Origin of the sequence: Paenibacillus tuaregi, from assembly GCF_900086655.1 — a bacterium.
Taxonomy (GTDB): domain Bacteria; phylum Bacillota; class Bacilli; order Paenibacillales; family Paenibacillaceae; genus Fontibacillus; species Fontibacillus tuaregi.
In genome coordinates this window covers 3,954,166-3,975,416 of the sequence record NZ_LT575476.1, presented here as the reverse complement: position 1 = coordinate 3,975,416, position 21,251 = coordinate 3,954,166, and the positions used below count along the sequence as shown (strand labels likewise).

Annotated in this window: 21 protein-coding genes; 11 read left to right on the top strand and 10 right to left on the bottom strand. The window is 50.9% G+C overall.

Going from position 1 to position 21,251, the window contains the following annotated elements; all coding sequences use genetic code 11:
- Positions 1–26 precede the first annotated feature (26 nt).
- The 8 genes from hemH to BN6628_RS17770 all read left to right on the top strand — a co-directional run bounded on the left by hemH (position 27) and on the right by BN6628_RS17770 (position 9,120).
- Entirely contained in the window at positions 27–968 is a 942-nt protein-coding gene (hemH, locus tag BN6628_RS17805) for a ferrochelatase (protein ID WP_068619726.1), read from the top strand.
- A 7-nt stretch (positions 969–975) separates the two neighbouring features.
- The gene (gene hemY / locus BN6628_RS17800; protein WP_068619725.1) at positions 976–2,382 is read left to right on the top strand and encodes a protoporphyrinogen oxidase; all 1,407 of its coding nucleotides are present in this window, start codon (positions 976–978) and stop codon (positions 2,380–2,382) included.
- 559 nt (positions 2,383–2,941) lie between these two features.
- On the top strand, positions 2,942–4,267 hold the full coding sequence (locus tag BN6628_RS17795; protein ID WP_068619724.1) for a CapA family protein: 1,326 nt from the start codon (positions 2,942–2,944) through the stop codon (positions 4,265–4,267).
- 19 nt (positions 4,268–4,286) lie between these two features.
- Positions 4,287–5,063, top strand: coding sequence for a glycerophosphodiester phosphodiesterase (locus tag BN6628_RS17790; RefSeq protein WP_068619723.1), 777 nt, complete (start codon positions 4,287–4,289; stop codon positions 5,061–5,063).
- A gap of 6 nt (positions 5,064–5,069) precedes the next feature.
- Complete coding sequence (locus BN6628_RS17785) at positions 5,070–5,702, top strand: fumarylacetoacetate hydrolase family protein (RefSeq protein ID WP_068619722.1); 633 nt, start codon at positions 5,070–5,072, stop codon at positions 5,700–5,702.
- A gap of 4 nt (positions 5,703–5,706) precedes the next feature.
- Positions 5,707–6,513 (top strand): DUF92 domain-containing protein, encoded by an 807-nt coding sequence (locus BN6628_RS17780; protein ID WP_068619721.1) that lies wholly within the window; start codon positions 5,707–5,709, stop codon positions 6,511–6,513.
- Positions 6,514–6,526: 13 nt separating this feature from the next.
- Complete coding sequence (locus tag BN6628_RS17775) at positions 6,527–7,111, top strand: TetR/AcrR family transcriptional regulator (protein WP_068619720.1); 585 nt, start codon at positions 6,527–6,529, stop codon at positions 7,109–7,111.
- A 56-nt stretch (positions 7,112–7,167) separates the two neighbouring features.
- A complete protein-coding gene (locus BN6628_RS17770) occupies positions 7,168–9,120 on the top strand; it encodes an ABC-F family ATP-binding cassette domain-containing protein (RefSeq protein WP_068619719.1) in 1,953 nt (650 codons plus the stop codon).
- A gap of 212 nt (positions 9,121–9,332) precedes the next feature.
- Here BN6628_RS17770 and BN6628_RS17765 read toward each other — a convergent pair whose 3' ends face one another.
- Positions 9,333–10,082, bottom strand: coding sequence for an SDR family NAD(P)-dependent oxidoreductase (locus tag BN6628_RS17765; RefSeq protein ID WP_068619718.1), 750 nt, complete (start codon positions 10,080–10,082; stop codon positions 9,333–9,335).
- Positions 10,083–10,214: 132 nt separating this feature from the next.
- On the opposite strand from BN6628_RS17765, the gene BN6628_RS17760 reads away from it, so the two are divergent.
- Positions 10,215–11,111: a LysR family transcriptional regulator gene (locus tag BN6628_RS17760; protein WP_068619717.1), complete on the top strand. Its 897-nt coding sequence runs from the start codon at positions 10,215–10,217 to the stop codon at positions 11,109–11,111.
- Between the two features lie 280 nt (positions 11,112–11,391).
- Here the strand turns inward: BN6628_RS17760 and serS are convergent, their stop codons facing one another.
- The 7 genes from serS to BN6628_RS17730 form a co-directional block, all read right to left on the bottom strand.
- Positions 11,392–12,684, bottom strand: coding sequence for a serine--tRNA ligase (gene serS, locus BN6628_RS17755; RefSeq protein WP_068619716.1), 1,293 nt, complete (start codon positions 12,682–12,684; stop codon positions 11,392–11,394).
- 462 nt (positions 12,685–13,146) lie between these two features.
- Positions 13,147–13,911 (bottom strand): hypothetical protein, encoded by a 765-nt coding sequence (locus BN6628_RS17750; protein ID WP_068619715.1) that lies wholly within the window; start codon positions 13,909–13,911, stop codon positions 13,147–13,149.
- On the bottom strand, positions 13,898–14,935 hold the full coding sequence (locus tag BN6628_RS17745; protein ID WP_068619714.1) for a M42 family metallopeptidase: 1,038 nt from the start codon (positions 14,933–14,935) through the stop codon (positions 13,898–13,900). Before BN6628_RS17745 ends, BN6628_RS17750 begins: the two co-directional genes overlap by 14 nt.
- A gap of 14 nt (positions 14,936–14,949) precedes the next feature.
- A complete protein-coding gene (locus BN6628_RS17740) occupies positions 14,950–15,276 on the bottom strand; it encodes a LapA family protein (protein ID WP_068619713.1) in 327 nt (108 codons plus the stop codon).
- Positions 15,277–15,369: 93 nt separating this feature from the next.
- Positions 15,370–17,160 (bottom strand): oligoendopeptidase F, encoded by a 1,791-nt coding sequence (pepF, locus tag BN6628_RS17735; protein ID WP_068619712.1) that lies wholly within the window; start codon positions 17,158–17,160, stop codon positions 15,370–15,372.
- Positions 17,161–17,398: 238 nt separating this feature from the next.
- Positions 17,399–17,569, bottom strand: coding sequence for a hypothetical protein (locus tag BN6628_RS26470; RefSeq protein WP_187386146.1), 171 nt, complete (start codon positions 17,567–17,569; stop codon positions 17,399–17,401).
- 33 nt (positions 17,570–17,602) lie between these two features.
- A complete protein-coding gene (locus BN6628_RS17730) occupies positions 17,603–17,836 on the bottom strand; it encodes a hypothetical protein (protein ID WP_068619711.1) in 234 nt (77 codons plus the stop codon).
- Between the two features lie 238 nt (positions 17,837–18,074).
- On the opposite strand from BN6628_RS17730, the gene BN6628_RS17725 reads away from it, so the two are divergent.
- On the top strand, positions 18,075–18,272 hold the full coding sequence (locus BN6628_RS17725; protein WP_068619710.1) for a cold shock domain-containing protein: 198 nt from the start codon (positions 18,075–18,077) through the stop codon (positions 18,270–18,272).
- A 161-nt stretch (positions 18,273–18,433) separates the two neighbouring features.
- The gene (locus tag BN6628_RS17720; protein ID WP_068619709.1) at positions 18,434–19,177 is read left to right on the top strand and encodes a YebC/PmpR family DNA-binding transcriptional regulator; all 744 of its coding nucleotides are present in this window, start codon (positions 18,434–18,436) and stop codon (positions 19,175–19,177) included.
- A 76-nt stretch (positions 19,178–19,253) separates the two neighbouring features.
- Here BN6628_RS17720 and BN6628_RS17715 read toward each other — a convergent pair whose 3' ends face one another.
- On the bottom strand, positions 19,254–19,901 hold the full coding sequence (locus tag BN6628_RS17715; protein WP_068619708.1) for a nitroreductase family protein: 648 nt from the start codon (positions 19,899–19,901) through the stop codon (positions 19,254–19,256).
- An 88-nt stretch (positions 19,902–19,989) separates the two neighbouring features.
- Entirely contained in the window at positions 19,990–21,174 is a 1,185-nt protein-coding gene (locus BN6628_RS17710) for an MFS transporter (protein ID WP_068619707.1), read from the bottom strand.
- Positions 21,175–21,251 lie beyond the last annotated feature (77 nt).

Sequence of the window (21,251 nt, the reverse complement as noted above, 5' to 3'; positions counted from 1 at the left end):
ATTACTTACCGAGGTGAATTGAATCCGTGAAAAATAAAATCGGTGTACTTGTCATGTCCTACGGCACTCCCGAAAGCCTGGATCAGGTCGAGGCTTATTATACCCATATCCGCCGGGGGAACCCGCCATCGGAAGAGCAGCTGAAGGAACTGAAAGACCGCTATGAAGCCATCGTTGGCGGGGTGTTCCCGCTTAGAGCGAATACTGACAGCCAGGTTGAAGCGCTTCAGATGACTCTGAACCGCGATTCCGTGGACAAGGATGTAGAGTTTGTATGTTATCAAGGTCTCAAGCATGCCTATCCGTTCATCGAGGATGGGGTTGAGCAGATGGCCAAGGACGGAATTACACGAGCTGTTGGAATTGTGCTTGCGCCACACTATTCCATTATGAGTGTTGGGGGATATATCAAGCGTGCGGAGGAGAAAGCCGCTGAACATGGAATCCGTTTTTCTTTTGTGAAGAGCTATCACCTGCATCCGAAGCTGATTGAGGCGTTGACCCAGCGCGTGAGCAAGAAGCTGGACCAATTCGAAGAGGTTGGAGCGAAGCGGGACAGTGTGAGAGTGCTGTTCAGCGCGCACAGCCTGCCGGAGAAAATTCTTGAAATGGGAGACCCGTACCAGGATCAATTGCTTGAGACTTCTAAAGCGGTGGCTGATCGGGCCGGCGTAAAGAACTGGCAGTTCACCTGGCAGAGTGCAGGTCGTACGGCGACGCCATGGCTCGGGCCGGACATTCTGGATACCCTGCGTGAACTAAGTGTGGAGCAGGTTGAGGATGTGCTGGTCGCACCGATTGGATTCGTATCCGATCATCTGGAGGTGCTCTACGATCTGGATATCGAGGCGCAGGCTGTGGCCGGTGAGCTCGATATGAGACTAATGCGCACGGATGCGCTAAACACCGATCCTTTGTATATGGAGACGCTTAGCGACGTCATAATCAAAGCATGGGAAGAGGAATGAACAAGCTATGAGTGATTCTGCTAGGAAGATTGTAATCGTTGGGGGAGGACTTACCGGGCTGAGTGCGGCATTCTATATCCGGAAGTTCTATAAGGAGAAGGGAGTTCCTGTCCAAATCTCGGTGCTGGAGAAGGGAAGATCGATGGGCGGCAAAATCGAGACGCTTCACCGGGACGGCTTCGTCATTGAGAAAGGACCGGATTCCTTCCTCGCCCGCAAGACGGCGATGATTGATCTGGCGAAGGAGCTCGAGCTTGATCATGAGCTCGTATCCATGAATCCGGCAGCGAAGAAGACATATATCGTCAAGCGCGGCGAACTTCATCCGATGCCGCCCGGTCTGGTGCTGGGGATTCCTACAGAGCTGGGGCCGTTTCTTAAGAGCGGACTGATATCCTGGAGTGGCAAAATCCGTGCGCTGATGGACTTCCTCATTCCGGCCCGCAAGAGTACGGAGGATGAGTCTCTGGGGCATTTTATCGAGCGGAGATTGGGCGCGGAAGTGCTGAGCAATGTGACCGAGCCTCTTCTAGCCGGCATTTATGCGGGGGATACTTACAATCTGAGTCTGAAGTCCACTTTCCCGCAGTTCGGTGAAGTGGAGCGGGCACATGGCAGCTTGATGCGCGGCATGATGACCGGCAAGAAGCCGGTAGAGACGCATACAGGGACCAAGCGCAGCGCATTTCTCACATTCAGACAGGGGCTTCAGACGTTGATTCATGGTCTTGTCCACGAGCTTACGGATGTCGAACAGCGCCTGGAGACCGAAGTGGCTTCCATCCGCCGCGGCGGCAAGGGCGGTTATGAGGTCCTCCTAACGGACGGCGAAGTGCTTGAGGCAGATCAAGTTGTGGTTACAACTCCGGCTTTCAGTGCTGCCAAGCTTCTGGAGCCGTTTGTGGATGTCAGCCCGCTTAAGGCCATTAACTACGTTTCGGTTGCGAACGTCGTGCTTGCTTTTGAGAAGAAGGAGCTTGAAGGCGTCTTGGACGCTTCCGGGTTCCTGGTTCCGCGCAAGGAAGGACGCAATATTACGGCATGTACCTGGACCTCCATGAAGTGGCTGCATACCAGTCCGGACGACCGGGTGCTGCTGAGATGTTATGTGGGCCGCTCCGGGGATGAGCAGAATGTGCAGCTTCCGGATGATGCATTAACCGATCTGGTCCTGAAGGACCTTAGGGAGCTTATGGGAATCCAGGCGAAGCCGCTGTTCTCGGAGATTACCCGGCTGCCTAAATCCATGCCCCAGTATCCGGTCGGCCACCTGGAGCAAATTGCAAGCCTTCGTAAGGAGCTTGGCTCCAAGGCGCCCGGACTTTATGTTACCGGGGCGGCCTTTGAAGGGGTTGGACTGCCGGATTGTATTAAGCAGGCGAAGGAACTCGCCCAGAGAATGGTGGGGGAGTAACTTTGGGGTTAAGAGCGCAGATTGCCTTACTCACCTGAATAGATAACTCCATATCATTAATAGTGACCGTGCAGAGTCAATACCTGCACGGTCACTTTTGGTTCTATTAAGGCTGCTTTCTCAGCCAAGCAGTGGTAGAGAGGAACTGCTCCATTTTATCGGACTACTTAACGGATCATTGGGTAAGACGCATGGAGAACAGTTTAACGGAGCAAATCTTCTTGTACGGATGAAGACATCCGGATGAATTGTTCTTTAAGATCGCTGTTGTGCACGGATTTCTTGATCTAAACCATTTCAATATGGAAGCAATCCGTTCACAAAGACGAACGCTCTGTTTCGTCAGAATTATTTCACTTTTTTATCCTCAGGTATGTACACCCGCACACTATTCCGGTTATCTTCCCCACTTATTGCGCATATCTTCGCTTATGAGGCTTGGGAATTGGCTTTTTTGCACAACAGGATACAGTAATGTTGCTTTAGTTCAACAAATTTACCTGATATAATAGATTTCGGGTTGCCTGCCTCAAATTTAATAGAATTGAAGGAGTGAATTATGCTTCAGCCGAGATCGCAAAAGTATAGCGCCGAGAAGAAGCGTAAACAGCAGCGTCAGGGCCGGTTCTGGGCGCTTGTGAATTTGACGTTAATTGTAATTATTGGACTTGTTGTCACATTTACTTATTTGAACAACAAATACATGCAGGAAGCCGCTAGTCCAAGTGATACTGTAGATAACCTGACCACTCCTAAGAATAACAGCCAGAATACTTCAGGCAGCAACAGCTCCAGCGCCGTGAATACACCGGACACGGACACTTCGGATAACGGTTCGTCAATCCAAACCTCTAAGAACGCTAAGGAGACTTTGCTGATTAATTTTGCAGGAGATACGATCTTCTCGGGTAAAGTAGCGGACAAGATGAATCAGAACGGAATTGATTATCCGTTCAAGTACGTCAAGGATTTGTTTCAGAAGGATGACTTGACCATCCTTAACTTGGAGACCCCGGTGACCACAAGAGGCATTGGTGCAAAGAACAAACAGTTTGTTTTCAAAGCCCATCCGGATGCGATTAAGGCCATGAAGGACGCAGGGGTCGATGCGGTGAACGTAGCCAATAACCATACGCTTGATCAAGGGGAACAGGGGCTTCTGGATACTTTGGACCATCTGAAGGCTAACAATATCCCGTTCGCAGGCGCTGGAAGAGACAGTGATGAAGCTTATGCTCCGGTATACATAGAACGGAAGGGCATGAAGATTGCCCTGTTTGGCTTCACCCGGGTGCTTCCTGAGCTTGGATGGAACGCAAGAGCAGGGAGACCGGGGCTTGCGGGTGTCTACAATGAGGATGCGAACTTGGCTGTCAAGTCGATTCAAGATGCCCGGAAAAAGGCGAATCTTATTATTGTAGTGGCCCACTGGGGCAAGGAAAGGGTCACCGTGCCCGACAACAACCAGACCACACTCGCCCATTCGTTTATTGAAGCGGGGGCCGATTTGGTGATAGGCGGGCACCCGCATGTTCTTCAGGGTGTAGAGCAATATAAAGGCAAGTGGATCGCTTACAGTACAGGGAACTTTATCTTCACCAAAGCTACGAATCGTCCAAAAACCTGGGACACGGCAGTATTTCAGGCCCGCTGCACCACCAAGGGCAATTGTGATCTACGGATGATTCCTTATTTCACGGAAATCGGTCAGCCTGTTCCTAAGAATGCCGCTGACGGAGCCAAGCTGATTAAGGAAATTGACAGCTTGTCCCCTGGCGTCAATATTGACGCCAACGGAAATTTCAAAGCAACGAAGAATAATACCAGTCTTGGCATGACCAAACCGGATGCCGGAGATTTGATTGCAGGCAGCAACTCCGGCTGAAGACAGGAGGAACCCTAGAATGACAGATTACTGCGCGGCACACCGGGGATTCTCGGGCATAGCGCCGGAGAATACGATGGCAGCAGTAAAGCTGGCCATGGAGAACACTTATGTCAAGTGGATTGAGGTGGATGTCCAGCTGTCCAAGGACGGAGTACCCTTTCTCATTCATGACTATACCTTGAACCGGACCACAAGCGGCAGGGGCCCTGTGAAGGATGCGCTCTGGGATGAGCTCAGCCGCCTGGATGCCGGGAGTTGGAAATCCCCTGACTATGCAGGTGAAAGACTGGTGACGCTGGACCGCTTCCTTGAAGCGGTCCAGGGTCGTCTAAAGGTTAATCTTGAGATCAAAACCGAGAATGATAAATACCCGGGTCTGGAAGAAAGAATGGTTGCGGCAGTTAAGAAACGGGGGATGGAGCAGGATGTGGTCTTTACCTCCTTCGACACAGGAGCGCTTTGCAAAGTGAAGAAGATTGACCCGGGAATGCGGACAGGACTTATTATCGACGGAAGACCGGCCGATTTGCTGGAACGACTCAAGGACCTTGGCAGTGACTTCCTGTCTATTTCTTACAGGTATTTGACAGCGGAATTTGCTTCCCGTGCGGTACAGTCTGGAGTAGAGATTATGGCCTGGACGATTGATGACGCAAAGACAATGAAGCGGATTTCGGAGATGCATCCTGAAATCATGATCTGTACGAACCGCCCGGATGTCTGGCAGGATACCTTTATAAACGGGAAGGTGCCCAGAACAAGATTCGGATTTTTAAAATGGGGAAGGAAGTAGATATTGATGAGATCCATAGTACGCAATGTATACTGTGTGGGCCGGAATTACCGGCTTCACGCCGAGGAGCTTGGCAATGCCGTTCCGACAGAGCCTATGATATTTCTAAAGCCTTCACATGCGGTAGTTCCTATGGACGGGGGGGTTGTAGAGCTGCCAGGTGACCGCGGGGAAATTCACTATGAGGCCGAGCTTGTGCTGCGGATTGCCCGTACCTATGTGCCCGGAATTTCCGTGAATGAGCTTGTGGACGTTATGGCTCTTGGTATTGATTTCACGCTTAGGGATGTGCAGAACGACCTGAAGAAGAAGGGACATCCTTGGACTGCGTCCAAGGGCTTCCGCAACGCTGCGCCACTAACCCCATATGTTGCATTCCCGGGGACGGAGGAGATTGGTCTGCGTTATTTCTCGCTTCAGAGAAATGGCGAGACGGTTCAGAAAGGAAATGCCGGGGATATGATTTTCTCCCTTCAGGAGATCGCAGATTACATTGCGGATCATTATGGACTTGATGAAGGCGACCTTATTTATACCGGTACTCCAGCAGGAGTGGGCCCGGTGTCGGATGGGGACAAGCTTGAACTTAGCCTTGATCAGGATGTGCTCGGAAGCTGCACGATCCGGCTGAGAGGATAAGCGGGTGGCCTGGCTGATTGGTTTCATCTGTGCGCTGGCGGTTGCCGGCGCTGCTTTTTATAAGAACTCACTTACATTATCAGGCATGTGTGCGGCTGTAATTATGGGCACGGTTTATTATGGTGCCGGGAATGTGTTCTGGTTCGGCACGCTGCTGCTGTTCTTCATTACCTCTACGCTGCTCTCCAAGTGGAAGGGGCGCCGCAAGGAAGAGCTTGAGAAGTCCTATGCCAAAACCGGGCGCCGTGATGCGGGGCAGGTCATGGCTAACGGAGGGCTTGGCATGCTTGTATGCCTGCTTAACTGGATATGGCCTGAACCGTTATGGGCCTATGCATTTATAGGCATCATGGCTTCCGTAACCGCAGATACGTGGGCTACAGAGGTCGGCGGATTAAGCCGAAGACCCCCGCGCTCCGTATTAACGTGGAAGGTGCTAGCTCCCGGAACCTCGGGAGGCGTATCCTGGCTGGGGAGCGCAGCAGCGGCGGCGGGTGCTTGTGTAATCGGCGCAGGGGCATGGCTGCTGCTTAGAGCGGGCGGACTCCAGAGCGGGAGCTTCTGGATTTGGCTGGCCGCCGGAGGAATCGGCGGTCTTGCCGGGGCGTTCACCGACTCTGTACTTGGCGCAAGCCTGCAGCGCATGTACCGCTGCCCAGTATGCGGGCGTGAGGTGGAAGTGCCCGTACACTGCGGTGTAGACACGGTGCCTTCCAGAGGTCTTACGTTTATGAACAACGATGTGGTCAATTTGCTCAGCTCCTTGATGGGCGGGCTGATCGCATTCATAATTGGTTTTATTGCATCATAGGAGGGTGACGAATATGAGTGAGGTCCAGGGAGATAAATACAAGGCTATACTGGACGCGGCATTCGCCTTGTTCGGTTCGCAAGGCTTCTATGATACCAAGATTTCAGAAATTGCCGAGCTTGCGGGAATCGCCAAAGGCACGGTATATATTTATTTTAAAAGTAAGGAAAAGCTGTTCGCCGCCGTCTCAGAGCGGGACTTCAATGAGTTTCTCACCCGTCTTGAGGACGGCCTTGCGGCCTGCAGCAATATAAAAGAGCAGCTGCAGTTTATTGCCAAACACCATCTGGAGTATTATTATGAGCGCAAGGGTCATACGAAGCTGTTCTTTATGGCGCCCAATAATGACCCGGAGCTGATGAGGCTCATGGAGAATTTCTTGCGGAGTTATATGGCCGCAGTATTTCGTATTCTCGAACAGGGTGGTGTGCCAGAGCCTCATCTGCACGCTAAGTCTTATATCGGCATGCTGGACCGCCTGAAGATGGACATCCTGTTCGACCAGGCTTTTACGAAGGAAGACTTAACCAAGAATATCCACTTCGCCTCCCGTTTATTTTTGTACGGCTGCAGGCTTCCTGAGACTCAGGGAGATTAAGTGGCTGATAACGGCAGGCGTTTCAAAATACATGGGCTGAAGTAGGGAAACCAATTATGAATATTATGACTGTTGAACAAATTTCCAAGAGTTATGGTGAGAAGGTGCTGTTCCAAGGGGCTTCCTTTGGGATGGAGGATCAGGACAAGATCGGCGTGGTGGGGGTCAACGGTACAGGGAAATCCACTTTCCTAAAAGTGATTGCCGGCCTGGAGCCTGCCGACGAAGGCAGGATTGCGGTGGGGAACGATGTGCGCATCCGTTATTTAGCGCAGAACCCAGACTATGATTCAGAGATGACGGTGCTGCAGCAGGTATTTCAAGGGGGCGGCACTGAGCTTGCGGCTGTCTATCAATATATGGAGGCGCTGAAGATGCTGGAGGAGTCACCCGCGGACACTGCTCTTCAGGATAAAGTCTCCAGACTAAGCCAAGAGATAGACCGTCTTCAACTCTGGCAGCTGGAGAGCGAGGCCAAGAGTGTGCTTTCCAAGCTGGGCATTACCGATTTCGGAAGACGTATGGGGACCTTGTCAGGAGGACAGCGGAAGCGGGTTGCGCTTGCCTCCGCCTTGATTCAGCCTTCGGAACTGCTGATTCTGGATGAGCCGACGAACCATATTGATAACGATTCTGTTGCTTGGCTGGAGCAATATTTGCAGAAACGGCGCGGGGCGCTGCTGATGATTACCCATGACAGGTATTTCCTGGACCGGGTGGCCACCGTCATGCTCGAATTGGATCATGGACGCCTCTTCCGTTATGAGGCCAATTACAGCCGGTTTCTGGAGCTGAAGAGCGAACGTGAGGAGCGTGAAGCTTCAGCGGAGCAGAAACGGCAGAATCTGCTGAGAACGGAGCTGGCTTGGATCCGCAGAGGCGCCAAGGCCCGCAGCACCAAGCAAAAGGCCCGGATTGAGCGATTCGAGAACCTGCAGAACCAGAAGACCGAGCACAAGAGCGGCTCGGTGGACATTTCGGTGGCCTCGACAAGGCTCGGCCGCAAGATTCTGGAGATTTCCCATTTAGGATATGCGGCAGGAGAGCGGACTCTGATTCATGATTTAACTTATACGGCTGTGCCTGGTGACCGGGTTGGCATTGTGGGGCCTAATGGCAGCGGGAAGTCGACCCTGCTCAATCTGATAGCCGGTAAACTTATGCCATCCCAAGGCAATGTCGAGCTTGGACAGACCGTAAAGCTGGGGTACTTCACGCAGGAGCATCAGGAAATGAACGGGGAGCAGCGTGTAATTGAGTATATCAAGGAAGAAGCAGAGGTCGTTACGACTGCGGACGGCTCCCGGATTACTGCTTCCCAGATGCTGGAGCGTTTCTTGTTTGATCCGGCTATGCAGTGGACGCCAATCGCCAAATTATCTGGCGGTGAGCGGCGCCGGTTGTATTTGCTGCGGGTGCTTATGGGAGCGCCCAATGTGCTGCTTCTCGATGAGCCGACCAATGATCTGGACATTCAGACACTAACGGTACTGGAGGCTTATCTCGATGAGTTTCCTGGTGCAGTTTTTGTTGTTTCCCATGACAGGTACTTCCTGGACCGGACCGTGGACAAGATTATGGCCTTTGAAGGACAAGGCCAAGTGGCTGTTCATGTGGGGGATTACAGCGATTACGAGGAGCGTCTTCGCCGGACCAGCCAAGAGAATGTGAAGCAGGAACAGGCCGGACGCGAGACCCAGGCGAAGAGCAAAGGAGAGGCGTCTGGTGGAGGTACGGCCTCTGCACAGCCCGCTGGCTCCAAGGAAAAAGTCAAATTCAGCTATAATGAGCAGCGGGAATACGAGGCCATCGACGGCCTGGTTGAAGCGGCGGAAGAGCGGTTGAGCCAACTCGCAGCTGACATGGAGCAGGCCGCAAGCGACGCTGCCCGTCTTCAGGAGCTGATGCGGGAGCAGCAGGAGGCCGAAGCCGAATTGGAGCGGCTGATGGAGCGGTGGACTTACTTGAATGAACTGGCTGAGCGGATTGAAGCTCAGCGTAATGGTTAACCGCCAGTCGTTCCATATACGGCGGCAGCCCCGTTCTTACGGGAGCGTTCACACACCTATGAGAGATTGAAAGCGTGCTTTAAGTCTGAAGCATAGTAAAACCTGTACAGTCCATAGGAAGAACAGTTAATATGACAAAGACCGCAGAGGCGTAAGCCAAAGCGGTCTTTCGTTTCTTTTGAATAAAAGAAGGTGCTCGTCCCTTGCTTCCTTTATTTAAAGGAGGCGTAGCCTTCATCAGCCATAACGACACTGCCGTTGATTGCGCTGGCTTCTTCCAGAGACAGCAGATATACGGTATCGGCAACCTGTTCCGGCTGGGTCAATTTGTTGCCCATGACTTTGGATTTCATGCTCTCGATCATACCCGAGTCTTTGTAACCCTGAATAATAGGAGTATCTACCGCACCAGGTGCTACAGCGAGAACCCGGATTCCAAATTGGGCCAGCTCAAGTGCTGCCGATTTGCTCATCATAATAACGGCGCCCTTGGTGGCATGATAAGCGAAGGTGCCAGGAGAAGCAAGGAAGCCGAAGACGGACGCTGTGTTGATAATAACCCCTTTGATGCCGAGCTCTCTCATTTTGCGGCCTGCGGCAATAATTCCATAGGCAACCCCATGCTGGTTAACCGCAATGGTCTGGTAGTAGCGGTCCATATTTTGATCCAGTACAGGACCTGCTCCACCAATTCCCGCATTGTTAAACATCACATCGAGTCTTCCATAAGTCTTGGCGGCTTGGTTCACCAGAGCTTCCACGTCTTCGAACTTGGTTACATCCGTTTTCACGAAGATCGCTTCCCCGCCTTGGGATTTGATCGTTTCCACTACTTTTTGACCGGCCTCTTCATTGAAGTCTGCCACAACCACACGGTCGCCCTTGCTCGCAAATTTCAAAGCAGTTTGTTTACCGATTCCGCTGGCTCCGCCTGTAATGACTGCAACTCGTTGTGTACTCATCTTGATCATCCTCCTAAGGTATAAATGTGTGTTACCATCTCTTGTCTATATAATTTAATACATTTGTCTCTTAAATAAAATTTAGTTATTCTTATTAATAGTTAAGCAATAATTAATTAGGCGGGATGAACGATGAATTTAGAACAGCTTGAGTATATTGTTGAAATTGCCAAGGCAGGCTCACTGACAGGAGCGGCGCGAAATGCGCACGTGACGCTGCCGGCAATCAGCCAGGCCCTGTCCTCCTTGGAGGAAGAGCTTGGGCTCAGCTTGTTCTCCAGGGCGAGGGGACAGGGGGCGGTGCCAACGGCGGAAGGGCTTGTCATCATTGGGAAGGCCGCAGAAATCATTCATCAGATCCAGGAGATCCGGGAAGAAGCTCAGAGCTATACGAATTCCTTAAGCGGAGAGCTGCGGATTGGAACGATACCGGGTCCCATGCATCTGATTGTGGATGTGGTTGCCCAGTTTAAGAAGGATTTTCCCAAGGTGAAAATCACATTGGTGGAGAAGGGGCCTAAGGAGATTATGGAGGACCTTACCCATCACCGGATCGATATCGGGCTGATGGTTTTATTTGAGCATTTCTCGCTCAGCGGGAGCGGACTGAAGTTTGAGAAGCTGCTTGAGGGGAATATTGTGGCCGCGGTGAGCAAGAGATCCCCAATAGCCCTTTGCCGGAAGATGACACCGGAAAAGCTGTTGACCCAGACCCTGGTCCTGTATGATGATGACTATATCAAATGGTACATGGAACGGTTCATCGGGCAGTTTGGAAGCCCGGAGATTCTATTCACCACAAATAACACACAAGCCATCCAAAATGCGGTCAGAGACGGAATTGCCATCACTATCGGCCTCGATTACTCTTTCATTTCCCAGCTGGCTTACCCAGAAGAGATGACCGTTATCATTCCACTCGACCTGCCAGATTCCAAGCCTGTTTATTACGGCTGGGTTCATCCAGAGGGCAAGTATTCCTCACAGATCGCCAGGAAGTTTGTAAATCGGTTGAAGTCAAGGCTGTAGAGAGACGAGGTGGTGACTTGAATGGCAGACTGTCCTGAGTGCTCTTCCTAATTAAAAAGGCTTAGCGGATTGTGTATTATGTTATGTTGCCTGTACACAGGGGGGAGCTGTATGAAAAAAAGACCGCATAAGCGGTCTTCAGAGCTGTCCTCTCAAATTTTCGGTTAATTACTTCCTTCAGGCTGTCCGTAGCGAATCCCGAATAAGTTACACTTATCATTAGTGGAAAAAATGTAAAACATTAGTTTGGAGAAGACATATTTAATGTCTACCAAGTTTACTATTCCGGCAGATGTACCTTCAGTGCTTCTATTCCGTTCATGTATTTCCTTAACGCCGACGGAATTGTAATCGAGCCGTCTTCCTGCTGATGATTCTCGAGCAGAGGGATCAGAATCCGAGGAGTAGCCACGGCCGTATTATTCAAAGTGTGGCAGAACTTCAGCTTCCCATCGGCTGGGTCCTTGTAGCGGATATTTGCCCTTCGTGCCTGAAAATCGTGCAGATTGGAAGACGAGTGTGTCTCCCCATAAGCTCCTCGGCTGGGCATCCAAGTCTCGATGTCGTACTGCTTGTAAGTCTTCTGAGACATGTCCCCGGTGCAGACCGCCATCACCCGGTACGGAAGCTCCAGCATTTGCAGCAGATCCTCGGCATTACGGGTAATCTCCTGCAGAACCTGCTCGGACAGATCAGGGTCAGCTGCTGTTATGGCGATCTGTTCGACCTTGGAGAACTGGTGTACACGGTACAATCCGCTAACATCTCTGCCTGCCGAGCCAACTTCACTGCGGAAGCAGGTGGAAGCAGCCGCGAGCCGGACGGGTGCAGCCACGTCCACGATATCTTCCGCATAATAATTAATCAGAGGAACCTCTGATGTGCCTGCAAGCCACTTGTCCTCATCTTCAATATGATACGACTGATCTTGCCCCAATGGAAAATATCCCGTATTAACCATCGCCTCGGTGGTGACAATTAGCGGCACCTCCAGCGGTGTAAAGCCGCGCTCTATCAGCATATCCAGCGCCAGCTGCTGTACTGCCCGGTGCAGCAGTACGCCAGCTCCCTTTAGATAATAACTGCGGCTGCCGGACGTCTTAACTCCGCGTGGGATATCTATGAGGCCGTGAAGCTGGCCAAGCTCCACATGGTCTTTCATAGGAAAGTCAAAGGCTGTAGGTTCTCCGATGGTGCGAAGCACCACATTGTCGGCATCCGATAACCCAACCGGTGTATCCGCAGATACGATATTAGGAATCAGCAGGCTCATGGTGTAAAACCGTTCATTCAGCCCGTTCAATTGCGCTTCCAGCTGATCCAACCGGATACGGTCCTCTTTGACCTGCTCCTTCAAGCTATCAGCAGTTTGGTTCTGTCCCAGCTTTATGGCTTCCCCAATCCGCACGGACAACTCATTACGGCGGCTTCGGAGCAGTTCCGTTTCCTGCATGACTCTCCGCCGTTCTTCTTCGAGCTGCAGGAACTCTCTGACCGATACCCGGATTCCTTTCTGATCCGAGACCCTTTGAACCTCATCCGCATGTGCCCTAATCCAACGTACATCCAACATTATAAACCGCTCCTTCGTCTGTAAAAATACAAAAAGCGCCCTCGCCACGTTGGGACGAGGAGCGCTTAGACTCGCGGTGCCACCCAATTTGACCAAACCGGATACGGTATGGTCCTCTTTGGTCCGCGGTAACGGGCGGTTCCGGTTAACTTAGAGGAACAAAGATTCCTCTTGGCGAGAACGCCTCCGAGTTGGATTCTCTTCATCGGCATGATCGGATTTGGATAATTTAGTGAGTAGTATACCTTAATCTGAAGTTCCGATGCAAGAGTTTTAGGGAAATTACTTCACTATATAAAATGAACATTGAAGGTTCCACTTTTGGACGCTGCGATGCCGAGTGTTCTTACGACCGCTGTAGTCTCCGAAATATGCTTGAACTGGCTATCCAAGTAGGGGCATTTCGGAGACAAAGGCGGACGCTCCGCTTCTTCAGAATCACTTGTCCTCCCGCTGAGAAAATTATCGTACCACAATCATCTGAAACAAGCTGCGTGAATCTCCGGTCAACCGGGCTTCTGCCGCGTTCAGCTGGGCGGACCCGTCACCGTCCAGGAATATCCCTTCCTTGACCAGATCTGGGGCCAGGCTGCCTTGTATCGCTGCTCTAAATTCAGCAGCGGTGCAATGGGTTGGAGTCACAATCAGCCACACTGTTCCGCTCTGATCATACACGAGTCCTGAGCGGAGCCGCTTCTCGTCGCCAAAGGGAAGGTTCTCCTGCTTCGCGGCAACCGGCCAGCGTGAATCCTCCTGAAGATTCATACTGACACCGCCCTGGGCAAAATAGCGGCGGCGGTCAGACACCTGAATCTCGGATGCGGAGGACACCACCTGAACGGAAAAGGTGCCCGCTGCCCCGTCCCAGACCAGTGTGCCTCGCGGATACTTCACATTGAACCAGCCGGAGCCGTACTTACCGGGATCACCCTTGACCGGACGGTCGTTCATCACGGCGATGGACAGCAGATCTGCACCGTAAAAGAATCCACCGTTAATTCCGTACTCGGGATAGGCGGATAGAGGCCCTGCAAGGGCCTTCAGCGTGATTTCCTCCGGTTTAGCCGCCAAGGCATGAAGCTGTACCCCGTTGGGCGCTTGCGCCCTCACATAGCGGTATGCATGAGGAACCTCATAGAGACTCCCCCATAAGATTAGAAGCAGCACACCTAAGGTCAGGAGGGCGGCTGACACAATTCCAGGATAGGGCGGTTTACGCCGTAACATACGCCCCAAGCAGCTTGACAGTGTTCAGTACCGCCTGCTTATGGGTGCGTTCCATGGAGTGAGAGGCGTGGACACCAGGCCCAATCAAGGCTGCGCGGATGTTATGTCCCCCGCGAAGGGCAGCGGAGGCATCTGATCCGTAATAAGGATAAATGTCTACGGCATAAGGAATCTTTTCCGCCTCAGCCAGCTCAATCAGCTTGCTGGTCATATCGTAATCGTACGGTCCGCTGGAATCCTTGGCGCAGATGGATACTTCGGTTTCCTTGCAGCTTAGATCATCCCCCATAGCTCCCATGTCAACGGCGATCATCTCATGGATGCCGCCCGGGATGTGAGAGGCACCGTGCCCGACCTCCTCGTAGTTGGAGATGAGAAAGACCAGGTCATGGCGCGGCGTCCAGCCTTCACGCTTGGCCGATTCCAGCAGGCCGAGAAGAGCTGCGACACTGGCTTTGTCATCAATGTGCCGGGACTTGATATATCCGCTTGGCGTAATGACTGCGCGGGCATCAAATGAAATGAAGTCACCGGTCTGGATGCCAAGCTTGCGAACATCCTCCTTGTTCTCGACCAGTTCGTCAATGCGAACCTCCATATTGCTCTCCTTGCGCGGAAATTCCCTTGCATCACTGTAAACATGCACAGAAGGATGGGTGGTCAGGATCGTTCCGGTATACACTTTGCCGCTGCGGGTATGAATTTGACAGTATTCATTCTCAATACTGTTCATAGAGAAGCCGCCAACGGAGGTAATGGCAAGCGTGCCATGGGCCGTTATGGAGCGGACCATCGCGCCAAGCGTGTCCACATGGGCGCTGAGGGCGATCCGGCGGCTGTCATCCCGCCCCTTCAACGTGAGAAGGGCGCCGCCTTTCTCATTCAGGGAGAAGGGAACGCCAAGCTTCCCTGCTTCTTCTTCCACAAGCCGGATGGCCTCTTTGGTGAACCCGCTTGGGCTTGGGGTATCCAGCAATCTTTTGAGTACATCCAGCACATAATTCTCGTTTACGGAAATTGTCATGGTTGAACCTCCAGTTATGTATTTGACGGTTTCTCTGGATCTGGAATGCTCTCTTCCACAGGTGTGGGTTCGGGGAATACATACCCGGTCGCTTTCTGGATGTGAGCTAGCTCAGCTTTTAGTTTCTTGTTCTCCTTGTCAAGCAGGTAGCCTCGGTACAGGCCGAAAGCACCCACGATGATGCCTCCCAGCAGGGTACAGCCGATAATGAGCAGGATCAGGGGAATGCTTACTGTGCCGAACAACAGGTTGACATTCACAGGCTCGACATTAATGACCGCAAAGATGGCAGTAATCAGGGCGAATACAAGTGCGGCAATCAGGGACCACTGAATTTTCATGGTACACCTCCTCTTAAGACAGTATAAAATCCCCTGCCCGAAGCGGGCAAGGGATGAATAGGCTTTTCCCGTAAATATACGGGGCTTATTCCATTATTTCGTCAAATTCTCCATCTGTTCAATCAGCTCTCCGAACACGCTCATCGCTTCGCGAATCGGCTCTGGAGAAGACATGTCTACGCCAGCCTTCTTCAGAATGTTGATGGAATAATCGCTGCCGCCGCTCTTCAGGAATCCAAGGTAGCGGTCGACCGCCGGCTGGCCTTCCTCCAGAATCTGCTTCGAGAAGCTTGTAGCTGCAGAGAAGCCTGTAGCATATTTGTATACATAGAAGCTGTTATAGAAATGAGGGATGCGGGCCCATTCCATTTCAATATCCTGATCTACAACCATGCCTGAACCATGATACTTCTTGTTCAGATCATAATAGATCGAAGAGAGCTCCTGTGGTGTCAGGGATTCTCCAGCTTCAGCGCGTTCATGTATGATTTTCTCGAATTCAGCGAACATGGTCTGGCGGAACACCGTGGTCCGGAACTGGTCCGCATAATAAGTCAGCAGATACATCTTCTGCTTCGGATCTGTGGCCTTCTTCAGCAGGTAATCCATAAGCAGGGCTTCATTTGTAGTTGATGCCACCTCGGCGAGGAAGATCGTATACTGGGCATCCCGGTATTTCAGCGCCTCATCGGAGAAATAGGAATGCAGCGCATGGCCCATCTCGTGAGCGAGCGTGAACATGCTGTTCAGATTGGCATTGTGGTTGAGCAGCACGTAAGGATGCGTGCCGTACGCTCCCCAGCTGTATGCGCCAGTCCGCTTGCCTTCATTCTCATAGACGTCAATCCAGCGGTTGTCGAAGCCATCCTGAAGCACCTTCAAATAATTGTCGCCAAGCGGTTTAAGCCCTTCCTTAACGAGCTTCTTCGCTTCTTCATACGGGATTTCCCATTTATATTCCTCAACCAGTGGAGCGAATAGGTCGTACATATGCAGCTCATCCACCCCAAGAAGCTTCTTGCGCAGCGCCATATAGCGGTGAAGCAGGGGCAGGCTTTCATGGATGGTGTCAATCAGGTTCGTATAGACTTCCTTCGGAATGTTGTCACCGTACAGGGACATTTCCAGAACAGAAGGATACTTGCGGACATGGGAATAGAAAATATTTTTGTTTACGTTGGAGCTGAGTGTTGCGGCCAAGGTATTCTTTTGCTTGCCGTAGGTTTCATATACCGCCTTGAACGCTCTTTGGCGCACCTCGCGGTTAGGATTCTCCAGGAACTGAATGTAGTTGCCGTGAGTCAGTTCGACCTCCTGGCCATTCTCATCTTTAATCTTAGGGAACTTCAAGTCCGCGTTGTTGATCATGCCAAAAATATTTTTTGGTGCCTGGGACAGGTTGCCCACCTGGGCAAGCAGAGCCTCCTCGGCTTTCGTCAGCACGTGGGCTTTCTCCCGCTTGATCTCCTGGAGTGTGAATTTGTAATCAGCCAAAACCGGATTTCCGATCAGGTTGTCCAGCTCCTGCTCCGGCAGGGATAGAATTTCAGGAGTGATATAAGAGAGCGCTTCGCTCACTTCAACACTAAGCTTCTTGGCTTTCTGAACCAGAGCTTGATATGTAGGGTTGGTAGTATCCTCATCATGATGAAGATTGGCATATACGAACAGGCGCTCAAGCTCAAGGGAGATTTCGTCCTCAAGAGCGAATGCCGCCTTGATATTCTCCGCAGTGGTCAGCTTTCCCTCAAACTCCGAGGTTTTAGACTTCTGCGCTTTGATTTGCTCATAGGACTGATCCCATGCCTTCTGGTCAGGGAACAGATCGGTTAGCTTCCATGTGTTTTCTTCAGCAGCTTCGGAACGTTTTGGTAGTGTACTCATGGGAATCCTCCTCGGTAAATGAATAGATAAGGGCCTATTCTGTGGAATGGCCCGCATATCCGTACCCGGGGCAGCTGCGGTCAGCAGACTGCATAGCGTGATTGTACAGAGCAACTTGGCATATTTCACGGGCGGAACGCCTCCTGACCTGTAGTCGGTTTCCATATATGGAATGAACCATCCATATAGTATGACCCAAGGCGGAGTGCAATATTATAGATATGCAGGCCCCAACAAACTAGGCTAAGAAACTGTAAATCACAAGTACAAATGCTACAATGATCATCACCAGGGCGGAGATGGCCATGGGCCGTTTCAGCTTGGGCGGGATGGTATCCCTATTCATAATCAGAATCAGACCCAAGGCGATGGCCAGTACAATAAACAGGGCAATTCTCGAATAGTCCATAAGTAGTGATTCTAAACTCCTTTTAAGGTAGCTCTAAATTTGCTTGAAGGAATCCATCAAAGTGCGCCATTCCTCTTCTCTTCCTTCAAAGTCTTCCTTCGGGAAGCGGTTCTGAGCCCACTGCATCAAGGCTGGACGGCTTAGAAAGGTGTGTGTTTCTTCACCCCACTGATCCGAGATCTCACGCAGAACCAAATATTTCCCCTGAACTTCGACGGTCATCATGTTCCATTTGTCTGTTTTGTAAATTTGATGTTTTTTGATCATCGTGTACTTATCTCCAGTCTGCAGATCATATATGGCTTTTCAGTAGTAGGAACGCATGTGCAAAAGCTTTATAAAATCATAACGCACGACTATTAGGAAAGCAAATGGAATACAGGATAATTCCGCCAATTTCTGCTTCCGGAGATGCAGGGCCAAAGATGCGTTGCAATGAGCCGGACCATAGGTTATAATTTAGATATTCGCCAGTAAATGGCGTTATTTTTAGGAGGTTGTTCATTTGAAAGGTACAGTTAAATGGTTTAACGCAGAGAAGGGTTATGGTTTCATTTCAGTTGAAGGCGGCGAAGATGTATTCGTACATTTTTCTGCAATTCAAGGCGAAGGCTTCAAGACTTTGGAAGAAGGCCAAGAGGTTGAATTCGATATCACTGAAGGTAACCGTGGTGCACAAGCTGCCAACGTAAACAAACTATAATTGATCTTGAACTTTATACGAGAGACACAGCTCCTTTGCGGGCTGTGTTTTTTTGCTTGTCTTTGACGGAAAACCCGGCCTAGTGATAAACTGGGAGAAGATTTGTGCCACGGAATTCACAAAGCGGCAATCGAATTATTACTTGTGGGGAGCGTTAAGGTATGAAATTCAAACTGTTTAAGGAACGCAAAGGTAAAGCCGATCAGGCCAAAAATAACCAGTGGGTGAAGCTCAGCCGTGAGATTTATATGCAGGCTCGTAAGGGTGGACCTAATCCGGAAGCGAATTTCGGACTGAAGACAGCGATTGCCAATGCCAGGGCGATCAAGATGCCTGCCGATAACATTGAGCGTGCGATCAAGAAAGCGTCTGGTAATACGGACAATGTGGATTACGAAGAAATTTATTATGAAGGTTATGGCCCGGGCGGCGTAGCTATTATGGTCAAATGCTTGACAGACAACCGCAACCGGACCGCGGCGGATGTCCGCGCCATCTTTAATAAGAGAGGCGGCAACATGGGCGAATCCGGCTGTGTCTCCTATATGTTCGATGAGAAAGGGCTGCTCGTTATCGACCGCGAGAAATATGAGGATCTGGATGAAGATACCCTGCTGCTGCAGGCGGTTGAAGCCGGAGCGGAGGATTTGGTAACTACGGACGAGACGTTCGAGCTTGTAACCCATCCACATGAGCTGGAGAAGGTGAAGAGCGCACTGGAAGCGGAGAACTTCGAATTCAGCAGTGCGGAAGTCCGCTGGGTACCGCAAAATACCGTGGATGTGGAAGGCGAGAACGCAGAGAAGCTTATGAAAATGATGGATGCGTTCGAGGACAACGACGATGTTCAGGACGTGTACTCCAACTTCGAAATCAGTGCCGAAGAGATGAACCGCATCGGCTAAGATACAGATGAAATTAGAAAGGCTCGTACCTTGTTATAAGGGACGAGCCTTTTTGAAATTTCTATTCAGCGATTTTCTATTCGACGATGCGGAGGATTTCCGCTACTTCCTTGCGCGGTGTAGCCTTAGGTGAGATGGCCGGATGCCCCAGGGCGATGACCATATTGACCAAGCGGTCTTCCGGAATATCCAGGAATTCCCGCAGCTTCTCTTCAGCGAGAAGAACCGGGCCGGTCATCGGGCAGGTTGCAAGCCCTTTGGCATGCGCAGCAAGCATTAGATTCTGTGAAGCCAGACTGCTGCTCTTCAAGCCTTCTTCGTCCCAAATCTCGGGACCGCCGAATTCCAGCGGGTCGAAGATCCGCTCCCGGAATTTGGAGGCATAAGGCGTGGACAGGCATACGATCAGTACAGGAGCGCCGGAGAAGGCTGTCGCATAGGGGCCGAATGATCTGACCAGAAGCTTGGCTTCCCGTGCGAGCCCTTTCTCTTCAGCTTCGGCAGCTCTTAAGTGAAGCTGTTCCCAAGTGAAGTCCTCAATCTGTTTGATCTTCTCACGGTTAACCACAGCGATGAATTCCCATGTCTGTGAGTTGGTGTCGCTTGGAGCGAACCTCGCACAGTCGATAATTTCTTCAATATCCTTAATTGAAACACTCTCTTCCGTAAAGTCGCGAATACTGCGACGAGTCTGGATGAGCTCCATGAATTCAGTAAATACCATTAAGTTCCCACCTTATTAAGACTTGGTACTAACAATTTATAATCACTATTATAACGGAAAGATTCCAGGTTTGATAGGGTGCCCTGAACTATAGTGTTTCTTCCAGATTCCGGCGGGATGGCCCGCTGTATAAGTAACGGGCAGCAAAGCCGAAGAAGGCCAGGATGACAAAGGCCATAGCGATTAGGTAAAAGTCTTTGCGGCCAAAGGTTTCGTAAATTGCCCCGCCGAGTGTGCCGCTGACCAAGCCTGACGCGCTTGACCACATAATCGTAAAGAGAGCAAGTCCAGTTGCCCGGTAATTATCAGGTATCATTCTTGTTAAATAACGGACGGCTGTCACAAAGAAAATTCCAAACGTCACGCTGTGCATCGTCTGGATCACAATGACCATATACGCGGAGTCTGTCAGACTCATCAAGAAGAACCTCAGGGCAAACATCAGACATGCAAACAGAAGTAGAGGAAGTTCCTTGAATCGTTCGCCGTATATGCTTAATAGGAAAAACACAGGGATCTCTGATAAGGAGGAGGCTAGCACTCCCCAGCCGACCAGATTGTCTGCTGCGCCCATTTCCTTCATCGCGATGGTCAGGAACGCATCATTCATCCTGTATCCGATGGACAGGCAGAAGACACAGCCGAAGAACCACAGCAGCTCCTTTTGCCGCAAAATCCTCCAAAGCCCTGAAGCGTCCATTTTATCTACGGAAGAGCGCTGGTCTTTAATCATAAATGTCAGGAACAAGGCTAGAATCGTCAGGAATGTACTGATTCGGATCGTCCAGGACGTGCCTAGGTTTGAAAGGACGTAGCCGATAAGAATTGCAAATACAGCAAATCCAAGTGAACCAAATATCCGGATTACCGTAAAGTTTCTTCCCTGCTCCTTGGCGGTGGCAATGGCCATTGTATCAGCCAGGGGAAAGATTGGATAATAGAAGAAATAGAACATCATAATGACAATCAGGATGCTTATAAACGATGTGGATACCGACAGAATCAAGGAAAGCGCAAGCTGGCCGGCAAGCAGGAACATAAGTATTTTCTTAATTGTCCGGTACCGGTCGCTGATCATACTCCACAGCAGGTTGGAGAAAAGGGAAACCATCGGCCCGATCGCATACAGATAACCGATCTGGGTGGTCGTGAAGCCCAGAGAGCGGTAATAGAGCGGAAAGAAGGAGAAGACAAGCACGCTAAGCCCGTATATGGTAAAAGTAAAAGCCCGGAGCCAGTTGATGTCTCGCCGGGATTGGGGGTTTGATTGCATGGTAGAAGGACTCCGTTTCAGATGAAATATACATCGGTCTATACCATTAGACCACCATGCCAGTATAGCATATAAAG

What these genes read in the sequence shown, in the direction of transcription:
- BN6628_RS17785 (WP_068619722.1), top strand. Translation starts at nt 5,070, where the DNA reads ATGAGATCCATAGTACGCAATGTATACTGTGTGGGCCGGAATTACCGG.
- serS (WP_068619716.1), bottom strand. Translation starts at nt 12,684, where the DNA reads ATGTTGGATGTACGTTGGATTAGGGCACATGCGGATGAGGTTCAAAGG.
- BN6628_RS17765 (WP_068619718.1), bottom strand. Translation starts at nt 10,082, where the DNA reads ATGAGTACACAACGAGTTGCAGTCATTACAGGCGGAGCCAGCGGAATC.
- BN6628_RS17740 (WP_068619713.1), bottom strand. Translation starts at nt 15,276, where the DNA reads ATGAAAATTCAGTGGTCCCTGATTGCCGCACTTGTATTCGCCCTGATT.
- BN6628_RS17790 (WP_068619723.1), top strand. Translation starts at nt 4,287, where the DNA reads ATGACAGATTACTGCGCGGCACACCGGGGATTCTCGGGCATAGCGCCG.
- BN6628_RS17715 (WP_068619708.1), bottom strand. Translation starts at nt 19,901, where the DNA reads ATGGTATTTACTGAATTCATGGAGCTCATCCAGACTCGTCGCAGTATT.
- BN6628_RS17720 (WP_068619709.1), top strand. Translation starts at nt 18,434, where the DNA reads ATGAAATTCAAACTGTTTAAGGAACGCAAAGGTAAAGCCGATCAGGCC.
- BN6628_RS17710 (WP_068619707.1), bottom strand. Translation starts at nt 21,174, where the DNA reads ATGCAATCAAACCCCCAATCCCGGCGAGACATCAACTGGCTCCGGGCT.
- BN6628_RS17795 (WP_068619724.1), top strand. Translation starts at nt 2,942, where the DNA reads ATGCTTCAGCCGAGATCGCAAAAGTATAGCGCCGAGAAGAAGCGTAAA.
- BN6628_RS26470 (WP_187386146.1), bottom strand. Translation starts at nt 17,569, where the DNA reads ATGGACTATTCGAGAATTGCCCTGTTTATTGTACTGGCCATCGCCTTG.
- BN6628_RS17760 (WP_068619717.1), top strand. Translation starts at nt 10,215, where the DNA reads ATGAATTTAGAACAGCTTGAGTATATTGTTGAAATTGCCAAGGCAGGC.
- pepF (WP_068619712.1), bottom strand. Translation starts at nt 17,160, where the DNA reads ATGAGTACACTACCAAAACGTTCCGAAGCTGCTGAAGAAAACACATGG.
- BN6628_RS17745 (WP_068619714.1), bottom strand. Translation starts at nt 14,935, where the DNA reads ATGACAATTTCCGTAAACGAGAATTATGTGCTGGATGTACTCAAAAGA.
- BN6628_RS17750 (WP_068619715.1), bottom strand. Translation starts at nt 13,911, where the DNA reads ATGTTACGGCGTAAACCGCCCTATCCTGGAATTGTGTCAGCCGCCCTC.
- BN6628_RS17775 (WP_068619720.1), top strand. Translation starts at nt 6,527, where the DNA reads ATGAGTGAGGTCCAGGGAGATAAATACAAGGCTATACTGGACGCGGCA.
- hemY (WP_068619725.1), top strand. Translation starts at nt 976, where the DNA reads ATGAGTGATTCTGCTAGGAAGATTGTAATCGTTGGGGGAGGACTTACC.
- BN6628_RS17770 (WP_068619719.1), top strand. Translation starts at nt 7,168, where the DNA reads ATGAATATTATGACTGTTGAACAAATTTCCAAGAGTTATGGTGAGAAG.
- BN6628_RS17730 (WP_068619711.1), bottom strand. Translation starts at nt 17,836, where the DNA reads ATGATCAAAAAACATCAAATTTACAAAACAGACAAATGGAACATGATG.